Source organism: Mesorhizobium subarcticum (genome assembly GCF_055456085.1).
Window position 1 is genome coordinate 98,167 of the sequence record NZ_JBVBEG010000003.1, and the last position, 14,840, is coordinate 113,006.

Here is a 14,840-nt window from a genome sequence, read left to right on the forward strand (position 1 = left end):
AGTCTCATCGACAGCAAGTCAGGCCGCCATCAACAAACAAGATCTGCCCAGTCACAAATCGCGCCATCGGGGACGCGAAAAACAAGGCTGCGCTGGCTACGTCCGCTGGCGTCGCAAGTCGTCCAGCAGGAATATCACCAACAGCTCGTTGAAGCGCGACGGGGTCTTGCAGCGTCTTTTCGTTCTTTCGCGTCCGAACAGCGCCCGGGGCCACACCATTCACGGTGACACCGCATGGTGCCAACTCCGCTGCCTGCTGCTTCATTAGGTTGGCCAAGCCACCTTTCGCAGCACACATCGCGCTATACCCTCGGTCCCGGTACCCGAGTGAGGATCGGAGGGAGAGCAGATGGATCTGGCTGCCTCCGTGGGCCGCAGAGATCTGGTGTTTGGCAACCGCCTGCGAGAGAAACATGCCAACTCTTAAGGTCTTTGCGTAGACTTCGTCGAAGGCCTCTTCCGTCACGTCGAGCAGCTTCTGCTCCTTGTGAAACCCGACACAGTTGACGACGATGTCAATCGACCCGTGCTGTGCCGCCAAATTCTCGGTGAGGTCCCGCACCGCCTGAACATTGCAGGCGTCCACTTCGACCCCTTCGGCGTCCCAGTTCTTCGCACTCAGCCTTTCGGCAAGGCTTCGGGCGAGACTTCTGTTTCGACCGGCGATCACGCATTTTGCGCCTGCTGCGGCAAACGTCTCAGAGATAGTTGTCCCGATCGCCCCATAGCCACCGACAACGAGCGCGACCCTGCCGGACAACCGCGTTGGGTTTTCGAGAGGCATCTCACGGCCCGTCATTGCGACCTCCCGCGGAAACACGTGTCGCCCGCCAGGTCCCGGGTCCATACTGGGCCTTGAAAACGGGGCCGAGGTGCTCGGGCGCCGAACCGCCGAACTGCGCGACTCCTGCCATCAAGCCGCCTTCGCCAACCTCGCCATTGAACCGGTAGAATAGATGGATGGGCATCGCGTTGTGCTCAGCCTCGAATTGGACCGCGTGGCCGCTCACTTTGCCATGAATACGTCCACAAGCGACCGCGGTTTGAAGGACGCCGGAGAGATACGGACCGTTCTGCCGGAGTTCAGCCTGGTGCACCTTCGACCCATGAAGGAACTCTATCTCAAGCCGCCAGGTCCCCGTCACCTCAGCCAGCGCGCGCGGCATCGAATCTGACCGGACGAACGACTGAGGTCGATCGAAAGCGGCGACCAGCGCACGTCCGACGGTGTCCGCCTCTTCGTCGGACAGGTTGATAGGATCCAGAACGACGGACGTCGGTGTGGACCAGAAATCGTGGATGAGAATCCGTGGACGCTGCTCGAGCAGCGCGAGCCTGAGTGCCTCAGCGTCGAGGGGAACCGCGGCCTGGTCCCAACTCACCCTCAATCGCGTCGCCGTGACGGATCCAGCCCAGGTAAGAACCTCCGTGTCGACGCCGGGGGCATCGGCGAGGCAGGTCGCGATCCGCTGCAGACGCGGAAGCCACTGGTCGCGCTCTGCTCTTGCTGACGGCGAATTGATCCACCGGTCAAGAGCGACGACGGCACCGACCGCTTCTTCCTTACCCACTTTCAGGCAGCGTCCGAAGGCCTGGTGCGGCGCGCCGTTCCACCACATCGCTTCGCAGAGCCGCTTCCGGCCGAGCACGATGGCGGTCGACTGCGGCCCGCGGATATATTTGCCGCCTGCATAGACGACGAGATCGGCACCGCGGCTGGTCCAGGGATCCGGGTTCGCCGGCGAGAGCCCGGCCGCATTGACGAGGACCGGCACGCCGCTCGTGCGCGCGGGGCCAAGGACCTTCCCAAGCGGAAGCGAAGACGAGCCGTCCATGCGGCCAAGCAGGCAGATCATCGCCACACCGCCCGCGCCGAGAACTCTCGACAGCTCGTCGAGCGTCGCGACACTGACGATATCGGCGCCGGCGATCCGGATTGCCTGCTCATAGGGGAAGCGCTGTTCGGCCGGAATGATCACCTTGTTCCGCAACCCGGATGTGTCCGGCAGTCGCAACATCAACTCCGGATCATTCCCGGCGATGCATGCGGCTGTCGCAAGGGCCAAGCTGGCAGCCGTCCCCGCCGTAACAAGTCCCCATTCCGCGCCGGTCAGTCCAGCCAGCTTTCTGCCAATCCCTTCGGCCAGCTCGTCGAGATCTACAAAGGCTTGCGCCGCGGCGTTCATCGCATTGACGACGTCGTCGGCCGGGTTGCTAGCGCCGTAGTTCGTGCGCACGCCAGCACAGTTGATCAACGGCTCGACGCCGAACGACCGGTAGATCCAGCCGGGCGATTCCAGCTCGCTCGGAGCCTGGGCCGACCATGCCGACGAGAGAGGCAATGAGGGCATCACACTGTCCCCCGGTGAACGAGGATGGTCGACGCAGTCACTGCGAAGAGCGTGATCGCCAGGTACATGGCCCTGTTCGGCGACGGCACGCGTACCGAGGCGACGTGGGCAGCGCTCAAAAGAGCGAAGACGATGTTCACCGCTGGCAGGAACGTCCCCGAGGACATGAACGGCTCAACGAGGACCAAGGCGGCCATCAAGGGAATGTCGTAGGACAGCGGCACACCAAAAAACCGGCCGTCATCTGACTTTCCGAAGTTCGCGAAATAGCTCAGGCGAATGGCGCCGGCGAGCAGCAGCGCCGTGGCGACGAAGAAGGAGACGAGCGAGGCGCCATTCAGCTGCACGAGGATGATCGCGGGAAGGATGGCGCCATAGATGATGTCGCCGAAACCGTCGAGGCTCTTGCCCATTTTAGCCATGTCCGGCGAGCGGTTTCGAGTTCTCCTAGCGACTACCCCGTCCAGGTGATCCGCGAGGACGGCCCACAAAGCAGCGCCGACCGCCAGATCGATCTGCCCCGCCAATGCAAAATAGAGAGCAATCGAGGAGCAAAGTAGCCCGACCGTGGTGATGGCATTGGCGGGATCAACGAGATAGCGAAGCATCTTACACTCTCCCAGACTTGGTGGTCAGCAGGCGAGATCCCGTGCCGTCATGAACATGGCTTCGGCGAAACGCAGGTCCGCCTCGTTGTCGATCTCGTACCATTTGAGGCCGTCGCACCGGGCGGCCGCGATCTGCAACCCTTTCTCGCGCACCAGGTTCGACAGAAGCTCTTCGGTGTAGGATTTGACGGCTCCGGCGTTGATGATGTGATTGAGATGCGGAACGATCGTCCGACGCAGATCTTCTCCGGAAAAGCGGATCAGGTTCACCATTTTGAAGAGAGGCGGCGAACCATCATTAAGGTTCGCTGCCGTCTGCTTCATCCGCACTTCGGCGATGTAGCCGTTGTTCGTCAGGACCACGGCAGAACCTTCCATCGTCGGGCTGAACGGCGCGACGGCAGCGACATTGTCCGCATCGCCCAGCGTCAGGTAGCGAAGCGCATCCAGCTCGAAAAACACGTCGCCTTCGAGCAGATAGGTGTCCCCGGCCAAGAGCGCATCGCGCGCCAGCCATAGCGAGTAGGCACTGCCCGTCCGGTCGAAGACGTCAGACTCGATATAGTCGATGCCGAGATCGCCGAAGCGTCGGCCGCAGGAATGTTGGATCGCGTCTTTGCGATAGCCGACGACGATCGTCACCTCCCGCACGCCGACTGCCTCGAGGTTCTGCAAGGCGTTGTGAAGGATCGGCGTGCCATTGATTTCGACCAGCGGCTTCGGCCGCAGATTGGTGAGCGGATGCAGGCGCGAGCCAAACCCGGCGGCAAGAATCACCGCCTTTCTCGGAGCAATTGCAGTCATCGGTCTAAGTCCCTTTTATCTTGGTTGTTGCGACGATTCCTTCGGTTCCAGCCGTTAAGGACGCCGACCACACGCTCGAGGCCCGCCTCGAGTTGCCCCGGCGGAATGCCATAGGAGAGCCTGAGCCCCATGGGATCGCCGAAGGCAGTGCCTGACACGCCGGCCACGCCGGCCTGCGCGAGCAGCGCGGTCACGATGTCGTCGGCGGTCCTGGGGTCATCATTGGCGAGCATCGGCCGCAACAGGCCGGACAGATCGAGATAGAAATAGAACCCGCCCTGTGCTTCAGGTATAGGCACGCGCTGCAGCCCGGATAGGGCGGAAAGCCCAACCTGCCGCGCCGCCGTCAATTGACCCTTGAGCCGGGCTTCAAAGGCGCCATCTCCCTCACGGAGGTGGTGCAGCACGGCGTGCTGGGCGACGACATTCGGGTTCGATGTCGTGTGCGACTGCAGCGCCTTGACAGCCGAGATCAGTTCCTTCGGCGCAGCGAGATACCCGATGCGCCAGCCGGTGAGGGCCAAGCTTTTGGAGAAGGCATTGACGATCACCGTCCGAGCCCGGACCTCCGGGACGAGCGACACGACCGGATGATGCCGATGGCCATCATGGGTGAAGGGGCAGTAACATTCATCGAAGATGATCCAGAGGTCCCGATCCATCGCGAGTTGGGCGATGCCCGCAAGGGTCTTCGCGTCGTACACAGCGCCGGTGGGGTTGGCGGGCGTGTTGACGACGATGGCCCGGGTCAGCGGCGTGATGACGCGTTGGATGTCGTCGATCCGTGGAACGCAGCCGTTTCCTCGCGTGTCGATATGGACTGGGGTGCCGCCGGCGATCTGGACCTGCGCTGGGAATGTCGTCCAGTAGGGTGCGGGAATGATGACTTGGTCGCCGGGATTGATCAGTGTCATCGCCACGTTGAAAAGAGCCTGCTTGGCGCCGTTCGTCACGGCGATCTCGTCGGCCCGCCAGAGCTGCCCCGTCTCGACCGATACCTTCCGTGCCAGCGCCTCGCGCAACTCCGTCAAGCCGATCGTGTCAGTGTAGCGGTTCAGGCCTTGTCGAATCGCCTCGATCGCTCCGTCCCGGATCGTTGGTGCCAGATCGCTCCAGATCTCGCCGGCCGTGAGATCAACAATCTCCATCCCAGCATCGGCGGCAGCCTTCGCCGCGGCGCGGGCGGCCGCGGTCCCCGACGATTTGAACAAGTTTGTCCGTGACGCCAACATGCGCGTTTCCATCTTTTTCGGCAAAGCCGCTTACCGCGGCTGTCCCTGGCCGTCCGCTGCCCGCGGAAGGTATTTCTCTTCTGCCGCTGAGAGCTCGCCGTAGTTCATCAATTCGAACAGCTCGTCGAGCGTCGCCACCTCATCTTCGATACCGGCAATGCTTTCTTCCTGAATGATGCGGTCGCACACGTGACGCATTGCCGAGATTGCGGCGCGCATGTTGTGGTTGGCCCAGATCACGGTCGAAATGCCTGCGGCGCGATATTCGGCGACCGGTGTGCGGTAGTATTTCGTTGGCACGATCACGACGGGGAGGCGGTTCCGCCAGAGTCGAGCAAATGCCAAGATCTCGCTGGGATCGGATTTGCGCGAATGGATGAGAATCGCATCGGCGCCGGCTTCCGCATAGGCGTGCGCTCGTGCAAGCGCCTCGTGCTGACCGTATCCGGCGATCAGCGCCTCGATTCGAGCGACGAGAACGAATTCCGGATCCGGAACCTGGTCCTTGACGGCCTTAAGGCGACCGCAGAACTCGCCGATCTCCGCCAGCGGATGGCGGTCGCCGACGAAGGAGTTCATCTTCGGGAACGCGGTGTCTTCGAGGCAAACGCCGCTCGCACCGTGCTGCCGCAGCTTGCGAGCGACCAGACGGGCATTGTTGAAATTGCCGAATCCGCTGTCTCCGTCGACGAGGATTGGAATTTCCGCCGCGTCCGCCATCCGTTCCACCACCTCGACAACCTGGGTCCAAGAGGCCTCGTTCGCATCGCGGTAGCCGAGGCTGGAGGAGATTGAGAGGCCGGACGCCCAAAGCGCCTTGAAACCGGCCCGCTGCACGATCGCCGCGGAGAGCGCGTTATGGGCTTCCATAAGGAATGACGGTCTGTCACGGGTGCCAATGAGCTCACGAAGCGTAGACACCCGACGCGGATCTGACATGCTGCTTTCCTCCCTTCGTTCCATCGATCGCGATATCAACCACAACATGAAGTCGCTCGGCAGCTCCTGCCGCCTTTCTAGAATGAAGCTTTCAAAAGTCGTGCCAACTGCGCAGGAAAAGCCTCAGAAAAAGGGTTCTCGATATTATTCAATGACTTGAATGATGGTGGGAGCAGGAGCCAGCAGGAGCCAAACCGAACAGCCCGTGTCGCTCACTCGACAAACCCGGCGGTAGTGTCGGTCGCCCACCGTATTCCCCAGGGATGGCGGACAGAATTCCTCCGCGGGAAGCGGAATTCACGCGTCATTCGACTGCTATCCGCGCTGTCCGATGTCCACGCAAGCAAAGACATTGTCTCTGTCGAAGAGATTTTCCGTCTCCAGGACATGGAAGCCGCAAAGATCAGCGAAAAGCGCGTCCTGAGATAGCCGGTCACGACGGGCGGGCAGCGACCACCGTGATTTCGACCAGCGTCCCGGCCGACAGGACCGCTTGGACGCAGCAGCGTTGGGGCCAATGGTCCGGGTTATCGCCGACCCACGCCCTCCACTCGGCATCGAACTTTTTCTTCTGCTCGAGGTCCGACAGCAAGACATTCACCGAAATCAGGTAGCGCTTGTCGGTCCGAAAATGCGCTAGAACGAGCTCGATCTTGCTGAAAGTCGCTTCGATTTGCCCTTTCAGGCCCAGGCTCTTGTCGTCGGAGGTCGCAACAGCCCAGACGAGGTTGCCGACTGCGGATCCCGAGCTGCGTCCGGGAGCGACCCCCGGCGCACGCTCTATCGGAAACGAACTGTTCATCCCGCGCTCCCTTTCGATGTTCCGAAAATGATAAACCTAACAATAAATTTCTTGCTCAAGAACGGTGCTTGATTTCCGAGGCAGCGGCCGATCATCCTGACGCGAGCCGCCCATGGTCACGCAAGACCACTCCGCTGCGCGTTGTTCCCTTAACGGGTTGACGGCGGACAACTTCAAAGCCGATTCTCCTGATACATACAACGCCTTCCGCAGTCGTGGAGCCGCCATATGGACATGAACCGAGCGAAAAGCTCCCGAACTTACGACGCCGTCATCGTGGGCGGCGGTATTGTCGGTCTGTGCATTGGCTATGGCCTCGCCAGGAGCCAACTGAGCGTCGCTATACTTGACGGCAACGATGCCGATTTCAGCGCCTCACGCGGAAATTTCGGAATGATCTCCATCTCGAACAAGGGGGTCAACAATATTCCCTATTTCCGCCTTTCTCTGACGTCGGGGAAGTTATGGCCCTTGTTTGCGGAGGAGATTCGAGAATGTTCCGGTATCGATCCGCATTTCGACGCCCGGGGCAAGGTTTATTTGTCTCTGGGAGAGCGGGAATTCGACGAACAGAGAAGACACATTGAAGAGTTTTCGCGGCGAGCGGGAGCCGAATACCTGAACGAGATTCTCGACAGAGAAAGCGTTGACGAGTTGTTGGGCCATGTCGGTCTGGGAGAGCCCGTAAGTGGGGGGTCCTTCAGTCCGCTGGACGGCTTCGTCGACCCCCTGAAATTCTATTCCAGCCTCCTCCGGGCCTACCTTGTTAGCGGCGGGCATTATCTCTCCGGTCATATTGTCGATCGTGTTACCCGCGACGCTGCAACTTTTTCCGTGACGACATCGGCGGGCCAGTTCTCGGCTCCAAAAGTGGTAATTGCAGCTGGCCTAGGCATCCCGCCTCTCGCCGAACAGGTCGGGCTTCGGGTGAAAGTCCGTCCGGAACGCGGCCAGATCATCGTGACCGAACGGATCGACAAGGTGTTCAAGTACCCGATCAGCGGCTTCTTGCGACAGAATGTTGAAGGCACGGTGATGATCGGCAGCTCAAGCGAATATGCCGGTTGCGACGACCGCACCACGGTCGAAATCCTGAAGGCGCTGGCGAAAGGCGCGGTCGAGAGACTGCCCTTGCTGCGATCCGTGCAAATCAACCGGTGCTGGGCGGCACTCAGGCCACGTACGCAGGACGGTTATCCGATCTATCAGGAATCGCGCGAGCAGCCGGGGGCCTTCGTCGTCTCGTGCCACAGCGGAATCACTCTATCGGCTCTGCACGCGCGTCTCCTGCCGCAGTGGATCATGGAGGGTATAAGGGACGGGCTTCTCGAGCCGTTCGGAATGGAAAGGTTGCGCGATGAACAACCGGCATGATGCGACCGACCAAGTCTTTCCCATAAATTTGGAGTTCGAAGGGCATGCCATTTCCGCCCGGGAAGGAGAGACCGTCGCCACAGCCCTTCTCGCCGCCAATCCGGGCTATACCGGCACCAGCCCCGTGAGCGGGCGCCGTCGTGGTCCGTACTGCCTGATGGGCGTCTGTTTCGAGTGTCTTGTGGAAATAGACGGCCTTCCAAATCAACGCGCCTGCTGGTGCCCGTGCGGGAAAACATGACCATTCGCAGGCAAAACGGACTTCGGTCGCTCGACCCGAGGGGGCTGGAGAGATGAGCCTGGATGTCGTCGTCATCGGCGCCGGTCCCGCCGGCATGGCCGCGGCAATCGAAGCGGCCGAGTTCGGGCTGTCCGTGCTGGTCCTCGACGAACAACCTGCCCCCGGGGGGCAGAGGTTTCGCGCGATCGAAATGGCGGAGCGACGGGCAACGGGAAGCGGAGGTGCCCTGGATAAGGACGAAGCCCACGGAGCATTGATCGCAAGGCGTTTTCAGGAAAGCGGCCTCACTTATTTGGCGCAGGCGTCGGTCTGGGACGTGGCAGCCGATCCATTCGAGGTTAGCTATTTGCACCAAGGCAGCAGCGTTTCCGTACGGCCTGAAGCCATCGTCGTTGCGACCGGCGCCCTTGAGAGACCTGTGCCGATACCCGGTTGGACGCTGCCTGGCGTGATGACTGCGGGCGCCGCCCAGCTAATGCTGAAGGAGTCTGGACGCATTCCCAAGGGGCGCGTTGCGCTGTTGGGATGCGGGCCGCTCCTCCTTCTTGCGGCAAAGCAGCTTTTGGACGCGGGAGCCGACATCGTCGCGCTGCTCCAGACGACGACTCTCGTCGATTTCCTTCGAGCGACGCCTAATCTTCCGAGCGCATTTCTGGCACCGAAGGTTCTGCTGGAGGGATTGAAACTGCTCGGCTGCACGATCGGAATCAACGCTGCCGCCTCGCTGCAAGGTGCAAGAATTCTCGGAGAAGACCGCGTGAGAGGCATTGAATATACGATCGGTCGACGTACCACGGCCCTGGAGTGCGATGTCGTCCTCATGCATTTCGGCGTCATCCCCAATACCCAGATCACACGATTGGTCAGGGCCGACCACATGTGGAACGACCGCCAACTATGCTGGCAGCCGGCGACCAATGCCTGGCAGGAAACATCGATCCCGAACTTGATGGTGGCCGGCGATGGAGGTGGCATCTTTGGCGCAGACGCGGCCGTACTGTCCGGCCGGCTGAGTGTTTTAAAGATCGCATCTCAGCGGGGGGCGATACCGGAAGCCATAAGAGATAGGCTCGCTCATGATCTCAGGACGAAACACAGTAGGCTTGCCCGCGCGAGGGCATTCGTGGACGTAGTTTATCGGCCACCCGCGGGTTTCCTGCGACCGAGCGCCGAAGCGATGGTCTGCCGTTGCGAGGAGGTCATGGGACACGAAATCGAAGCCGCGATCGCAAACGGTGCTTCGGGCATGCGGCGGCTCAAAGCGCATACCCGTGCGGGCATGGGCCCCTGCCGGGGCCAGATGTGCTCGACGGCAACATCCGCGATCTTGAGCGGACAACTGGGTGCCGAATTCGGCAGCGTTGAACCTGCGACCGGGCGCCCGCCGCTTCGTCCTTTGACACTCGGGCAACTCGCCTCGACGAAGCACTGCCGCGACTAAAAACACGGTCCTGGGCACCTCTTGTGGCCTCGATTGTGACGGCAATACTCTTATTGCGTATCTCAAGAAAGGCGTCGCTGAGATCCGGGCGAAACTCCCGCCATACCAAGATCACAGGGAGGTCTGAGCGTCTGAAGGCGCTCACCAGCCGATTGGTATTCTGAACAAGTCTATCGATTTTGTCGGCGGCCCACTGATCGAGAAAGTCGTTTAGCACAATGACAACAAGAGCGCGCTTGGGCATGGCAAGCCTCGTGGCCGATAGCCGAGATGGCGCAGAATCTCCGCGCAATGGCGCCGTCCCGAACGCCCCGAAAAGTCGTAGCCTAAAAGATCATCCCGACTGACGCCGAGTTGCTCGGCCAGAAAGGACACGGTTCCCCTGGAATGTCGGACGCGACGGTGCCGAAAAGGTGCCGTAGCGGGTCGTGTTGGAATTCGGCGGAGCAGCCTCCGGTAGGTTAAGATTATCGGCTCATGCGGCGAGGTCAATCTGCTGATCGAGTGGCTTCGTAGGAAGCGTCTGCCAGCCGTCGATCTTTCGCATCGAGATTTGACCGGACGCCATCAACGCCCAGAACAACATTGCCGCGGTTTCGGCCGAAGGCAGAACGGTCTGGGTCTTGATGCGCCGCTTGAACTCCTCATGCAGACGCTCATTCGCGTTTGTTGTTCTGGCGCTTTTCCATTGGCTCGGCGGCAGCCGGGTGAAGGCGAAGAGACGCTCGCCGGCCTCCTCCAGGCTGTCGGCCACCGCCCGGCACTTGAGCCGCCATTTGCGCAGGAACGCCTTGCGGCGGCTCTCGATCGGCGTTGGTGCGCGGATATGAAATCGAACGCATTTCGATCATTAATGTAGTTGGTTATGCCTGCGTGACTTGACGCCGGATAGACTCCGAGCGTGCCCATGCCAGCATGCGGTTGAGAACGATGCAACCGATGGCAACCTCGGTCTGTTGAGCCGGAAGAGAGCGTGCTCGCAGGCGCCGTCCGATCAGCCCCTTGTATCGTCCGATGGCTGTTTCGCTCAGCGCCCGCTTGCCGTAGCCGGAGGCTGCCTGCCATTTCAGCCGACCGTCGCTTGCGATTGCGGCAATGTGCTTGTCCCTTTGACCAAGCGGTCCGGCATCACCGCTTTCCACCGCCGTGGAACGCGGTGGAATGACGATGTTCGCGGTTGCGCTGTGCTGCAGGATAGACCGATAGGTTGGCTTGCCGTCATAGGCTCCGTCGGCTGTGAACTGGTCGATCTCGCCGTCGATCTGATCGAGCAGCGGTGCCACCTGGGAAGGATCATCCGTGTCCTGATCTGTCAGCCTTTGGGCAATGATCGCGCCCCTTTTGGTATCCACTGCCAGATGCAGCTTGCGCCAGTTGCGACGTGATCTGGCGCCATGTTTCTGCTCCAGCCATTGCCCGGCGCCGTAGACTTTCAATCCCGTGCTATCGACAAGCACATGCAGCGGGCCGTCCGGCAGCGGCGGGTTTCGTCGGGCTGATGGCTCCCACTTCTGTGCCCGACGGCTCAGCGTCGTATGATCTGGAACTGGGACTTTCAGCCCCATGAGATCCAGCAGCGAGTGGAGCAATCCCTCGGTCTGGCGCAGCCGCATTGCCAAGACGCAACCCAGCGTCAGCGCTGTCTCAATGGCGAGATCGGAATACCGGGCTTGGCCGCCGCGGGTCTTGCGTCGCGGAGCGCGCCATCCCGCCAGTGCCTCCGGCGTTACCCATAAGGTCAGGCTACCACGCCGGCGCAGACCTGCTTCGTAGTCACGCCAATTCGTCACCCTGAATTTCATCTTTCCGACGTGATGACGACGATCTGCGTTGTGTTTGTACGGCATGGCTCTCGCATCAAGCTGATTTCGATCCTGCCTGCCTATCGCCAAACCGTTGACAAAGGATCCATGCACCAACGCTCTACGGATGCAGCCGCGAAATCGTGCTATTGCTGACATTGTAGCTATGGGCAACCTCACCTCCCCGGCGGCCAGCCGCGCCAACGCCTCTCGCCGCTGTTGCTGTGAGAGCTTGGGCTAGCGGCCGAACTTGACGCCCCTGACCTTCGCGCGGCGCGCCCATTCGACGTGTTTTCCAGGATCTGCGCCGTTGCCATTTGGCTGCCCGCCCGACAAGGAACAATATCAGATCCGACATCTCCGACCTGGTATCGATAAAGGGCTCGTCCAAGAGGCGCAGACCGGCGCCGGCAGACGTCACGCCGCCGACGAGGCGCCGACGTCTCCGGTACTTACAGGATATGACGAAGAGCGTTTGCTGACCTGCATTCGTCTGCTCGATGCGGCCGCCGAAGACGCCCACTGTGGCGCCGCCCGCCCAACAAAGAGGCCCGCAGCGACGCGCTGCGGGCCTTTCCGTCGAGATCGTAGTATCGATCAGAACGAACGCTGGAAGCGGAGGATACCGCCGATGCTGTTTTCCTTGTCGGCTTTGGTCCAGTTGGTGACGGTGTCTTCGCCGACATGCAGATAGTCGACTTCGGCCGTGACCTTGAGGCCCTTGACGATTTCATAGGCGATGTTCGCTGCAACGCCGACGTTCTTGCCTTCGTCATAGGAGAGTTGGGCGTTGAAGGAAGTCTTCTCGTTGATGGTGTAGGTGCCGCCGCCCCAGACTGCCCAGTTGCCGCTCCACTGCTTGTAGAAACCCCGGCCGTGGGCGTCGATAGCGTTGCCGCATCATCGTTGAGGTTGTCGTCGGTGCCGTAGCCGCCCATGATGAACAGTGACAGATTGTCCATCGGCTTCACGTCCAAGCGAACCTTGCCGGCGGTGCTGTCACATTGATTGAGGGGTAAGGAAATTGAGGTAGCAGCGCGCCCATGACCGTGAGTGCACCGACCTACAAGAACCACCGCTATCGGATCGAAATCGTGGCCCGTGCTGTCTGGCTCTACTTCCGCTTCAATCTGAGCCTGCGCGATGTCGAGGAAATGCTGCTCGATCGCGGGATCGTCGTTTCCTACGAGACCATCGGCCGATGGTGCCGAAAGCACGGCCCTGATTATGCGCGCCGCATACGCCGCAAGTCGCCGACGAAAGATGATGTCTGGCACCTGGATGAAGTCGCGGTGCGCATCAATGGTCAGAAGTGCTGGTTGTGGAGAGCGGTTGATCAGGACGGATATGTGCTCGACGAGATTGTTCCAGACGCGTCGCAACACCAAGGCCGCCGGGCGCCTGCTGACGCGACTTCTGAAGAAGCAGGGTCTGCCGCCAAAGCGTATGATCACCGACAAACTGCGCTCCTACGGGGCGGCCCAACGCCAGCTCATGCCGAACGTGGAACACCGCTCGCATAAAGGCTTGAACAACCGGATGGAGAATTCTCACCTGCCGTTCCGAAAACGGGAACGAACGCGACAGGGTTTCCGGTCGGTCGGCTCATTGCAGCATTTCGTGTCGATCTTCTCCGCCGTCCGAAATCTCTTCGTCCCATCCCAGACCAACCGCTCCGCAGCACAAATTCGAACCCATCGACGCCAGGCAATGGCCGCGTGGGAAGCCGTGAGTGCAGTGCACGGCCTGCCTGAAAAGCGCGGTGTCGGCCTCACGCGGCCACATTTCAAACAACGTGACAACGCCCCATTATCTGTTGGATCCAGCCGCACGTGCCCTCGAAGGAGCCTATCCACTCGCCGCCGTGCTGCTGCGACGCGCTATGATCAGTGACACGTTGGACCGCGCAAAGTCGACCCGATACCGTCATGCCGCCCGCCATCTCGCGGAGTGCCAATCGCTGCACAGTGCAATTCCGGGCTACGCCAATCCAATCTTGGGGACCATGCCGCCTTCCTGGCATCGCTACAGGACAAGCATCGACGCAAGGAAGGCTTCTGGGGGCGGTGTGCGGGAGTTCTCGACAAAGAGATAAATGTGTTCTTCTTTTGTTCGGTTGGCTGTCGCTTTTGAACAGGGCCTTTATCAACCAAAGACAGCTACGGCTGATTTGATGATGATGCCGCCATCCGGGCTTCGGCGCATCTGACGACCCGTGGCGGTGCGAAAAACATTCGTCAATTGCAGCGCAGGCGGCACGCGCGACCACAAGGTTCGCACGCTCTCCCGGCCATGCCGGGTTTTGCGAATGACGTTTCCTGTGACGACGCGCTGCGACCATCGGAAGCCGACCTCGTGGAAATACAGGTCGGCATGCTGCGGGCTGATATGATGAAAAACGCCGGCGATGGTACGGCGGACGCGGGAGTTGAAGCCCTCCACCGAATTGACGTGGACGGCGTCGCGCACATACTCACCGCTGGAATGCTTCACTGTCTCATGCTTGGCAAAGCTCTTACCAATGGCCATGAATGCCTTCCACTCGTCGCTCATCAAATGAGCTCCCAATTCGATCTGCGCTTCAATGACGCGTTCGCTTGCTCGCGCCGAGAGACTGGTCACGACCGCGGCACGCGCGTCACCGGCCAGAGTGCCAGGCATGACGTCACTCGGGCGCCGCACCATTGCCATGACTGGCGTTTTGTCCGTATTCGCCTGGCCTTTCCGGCCGCGGCCCGGAGGCGGGTCGTCGGGATTCTTTCTGGGCCTTCCACCGAGATGGAAATGGTCGATCTCCACCGTGCCGGCGAGCATGTTCTCCCGCGCCACCATGAGACGCAGTGCATGTCCCATCCGCCAGGCCGTTGGCTGGCTCACCCCGAGCGCCTCGGCCAGGCGCACCGACGACAAGCCCTTGTCGGATTGCAGTAACAGCCACATGGCCTTCAGCCAAACACGCAAGGGAAGCTTCGTGGAGTGCAGAGGCGTGTGTGTCGTCACCGTGAACTGGAACCGGCAATCGCCGCTGGAACATTGATAAAGACCCGGTCGGGCGCGACGCTTGCCGGTATCGCGACCGGCAAGCGCAATCGAGCGTTTGTATCCGCAGGCGGGGCAGATCCGGCCATCCGGCCACACCATGCTTTCCAGCAACCGACGGCAATGCTGCTCATCCCGGAAGGCCGCGATCATTTCTTCAACAGTCCGAATGTTGGAAAGCGCTGCAAGTATTTCAGGCATTCTCAC

The 14,840-nt window shown here is 60.8% G+C and carries 14 protein-coding genes and 2 pseudogenes; 5 read left to right on the plus strand and 11 right to left on the minus strand.

Going from position 1 to position 14,840, the window contains the following annotated elements; genetic code table 11:
- Positions 1 to 4: 4 nt before the first annotated feature.
- From ACZYHG_RS36835 to ACZYHG_RS36865, 7 genes are all read right to left on the minus strand, one after another.
- Positions 5 to 799 carry an SDR family NAD(P)-dependent oxidoreductase gene (locus ACZYHG_RS36835; protein ID WP_464615512.1) on the minus strand — a complete coding sequence of 265 codons (795 nt, stop codon included), beginning with the start codon at positions 797 to 799 and terminating at the stop codon, positions 5 to 7.
- A complete protein-coding gene (locus ACZYHG_RS36840; RefSeq protein ID WP_464615513.1) occupies positions 786 to 2,351 on the minus strand; it encodes a hypothetical protein in 1,566 nt (521 codons plus the stop codon). The genes ACZYHG_RS36835 and ACZYHG_RS36840 overlap by 14 nt, the downstream gene beginning before the upstream one ends.
- Positions 2,351 to 2,959 carry a CDP-alcohol phosphatidyltransferase family protein gene (locus ACZYHG_RS36845; RefSeq protein ID WP_464615514.1) on the minus strand — a complete coding sequence of 203 codons (609 nt, stop codon included), beginning with the start codon at positions 2,957 to 2,959 and terminating at the stop codon, positions 2,351 to 2,353. The genes ACZYHG_RS36840 and ACZYHG_RS36845 overlap by 1 nt, the downstream gene beginning before the upstream one ends.
- A 24-nt stretch (positions 2,960 to 2,983) precedes the next feature.
- Positions 2,984 to 3,763 (minus strand): phosphocholine cytidylyltransferase family protein, encoded by a 780-nt coding sequence (locus ACZYHG_RS36850; protein ID WP_464615515.1) that lies wholly within the window; start codon positions 3,761 to 3,763, stop codon positions 2,984 to 2,986.
- Positions 3,760 to 4,995, minus strand: coding sequence for an aminotransferase class I/II-fold pyridoxal phosphate-dependent enzyme (locus ACZYHG_RS36855; RefSeq protein ID WP_464615531.1), 1,236 nt, complete (start codon positions 4,993 to 4,995; stop codon positions 3,760 to 3,762). The genes ACZYHG_RS36850 and ACZYHG_RS36855 overlap by 4 nt, the downstream gene beginning before the upstream one ends.
- Before the next feature lie 30 nt (positions 4,996 to 5,025).
- Positions 5,026 to 5,934, minus strand: a complete 909-nt coding sequence (gene aepX / locus ACZYHG_RS36860) for a phosphoenolpyruvate mutase (protein WP_464615516.1) — start codon at positions 5,932 to 5,934, stop codon at positions 5,026 to 5,028.
- Between the two features lie 433 nt (positions 5,935 to 6,367).
- Positions 6,368 to 6,736, minus strand: coding sequence for a Rid family hydrolase (locus tag ACZYHG_RS36865; protein ID WP_464615517.1), 369 nt, complete (start codon positions 6,734 to 6,736; stop codon positions 6,368 to 6,370).
- A 228-nt stretch (positions 6,737 to 6,964) separates the two neighbouring features.
- On the opposite strand from ACZYHG_RS36865, the gene ACZYHG_RS36870 reads away from it, so the two are divergent.
- From ACZYHG_RS36870 to ACZYHG_RS36880, 3 genes are read left to right on the plus strand one after another with little or no spacing between them, the layout of a single operon-like run.
- Entirely contained in the window at positions 6,965 to 8,110 is a 1,146-nt protein-coding gene (locus ACZYHG_RS36870) for an NAD(P)/FAD-dependent oxidoreductase (protein WP_464615518.1), read from the plus strand.
- Positions 8,094 to 8,351 carry a (2Fe-2S)-binding protein gene (locus ACZYHG_RS36875; RefSeq protein WP_464615519.1) on the plus strand — a complete coding sequence of 86 codons (258 nt, stop codon included), beginning with the start codon at positions 8,094 to 8,096 and terminating at the stop codon, positions 8,349 to 8,351. The genes ACZYHG_RS36870 and ACZYHG_RS36875 overlap by 17 nt, the downstream gene beginning before the upstream one ends.
- 52 nt (positions 8,352 to 8,403) lie before the next feature.
- A complete protein-coding gene (locus tag ACZYHG_RS36880; protein WP_464615520.1) occupies positions 8,404 to 9,792 on the plus strand; it encodes an FAD-dependent oxidoreductase in 1,389 nt (462 codons plus the stop codon).
- Between the two features lie 475 nt (positions 9,793 to 10,267).
- On the opposite strand, the pseudogene ACZYHG_RS36885 reads toward ACZYHG_RS36880, so the two are convergent.
- From ACZYHG_RS36885 to ACZYHG_RS36895, 3 genes and pseudogenes are all read right to left on the minus strand, one after another.
- Positions 10,268 to 10,600, minus strand: a pseudogene (locus tag ACZYHG_RS36885) (transposase); the annotation flags it as partial.
- A 55-nt stretch (positions 10,601 to 10,655) separates the two neighbouring features.
- Complete coding sequence (locus tag ACZYHG_RS36890) at positions 10,656 to 11,639, minus strand: IS5 family transposase (RefSeq protein ID WP_464615521.1); 984 nt, start codon at positions 11,637 to 11,639, stop codon at positions 10,656 to 10,658.
- Positions 11,640 to 12,191: 552 nt separating this feature from the next.
- A complete protein-coding gene (locus tag ACZYHG_RS36895; protein ID WP_464615532.1) occupies positions 12,192 to 12,482 on the minus strand; it encodes a porin in 291 nt (96 codons plus the stop codon).
- Positions 12,483 to 12,637: 155 nt separating this feature from the next.
- On the opposite strand from ACZYHG_RS36895, the pseudogene ACZYHG_RS36900 reads away from it, so the two are divergent.
- Positions 12,638 to 13,328: pseudogene (locus tag ACZYHG_RS36900) on the plus strand (IS6 family transposase); the annotation flags it as partial.
- 130 nt (positions 13,329 to 13,458) lie between these two features.
- Positions 13,459 to 13,689, plus strand: coding sequence for a DUF6880 family protein (locus ACZYHG_RS36905; protein WP_464615522.1), 231 nt, complete (start codon positions 13,459 to 13,461; stop codon positions 13,687 to 13,689).
- A 50-nt stretch (positions 13,690 to 13,739) separates the two neighbouring features.
- On the opposite strand, the gene ACZYHG_RS36910 is transcribed toward ACZYHG_RS36905, so the two are convergent.
- Positions 13,740 to 14,834 carry an IS1595 family transposase gene (locus ACZYHG_RS36910; protein WP_464615134.1) on the minus strand — a complete coding sequence of 365 codons (1,095 nt, stop codon included), beginning with the start codon at positions 14,832 to 14,834 and terminating at the stop codon, positions 13,740 to 13,742.
- Positions 14,835 to 14,840: the final 6 nt, after the last annotated feature.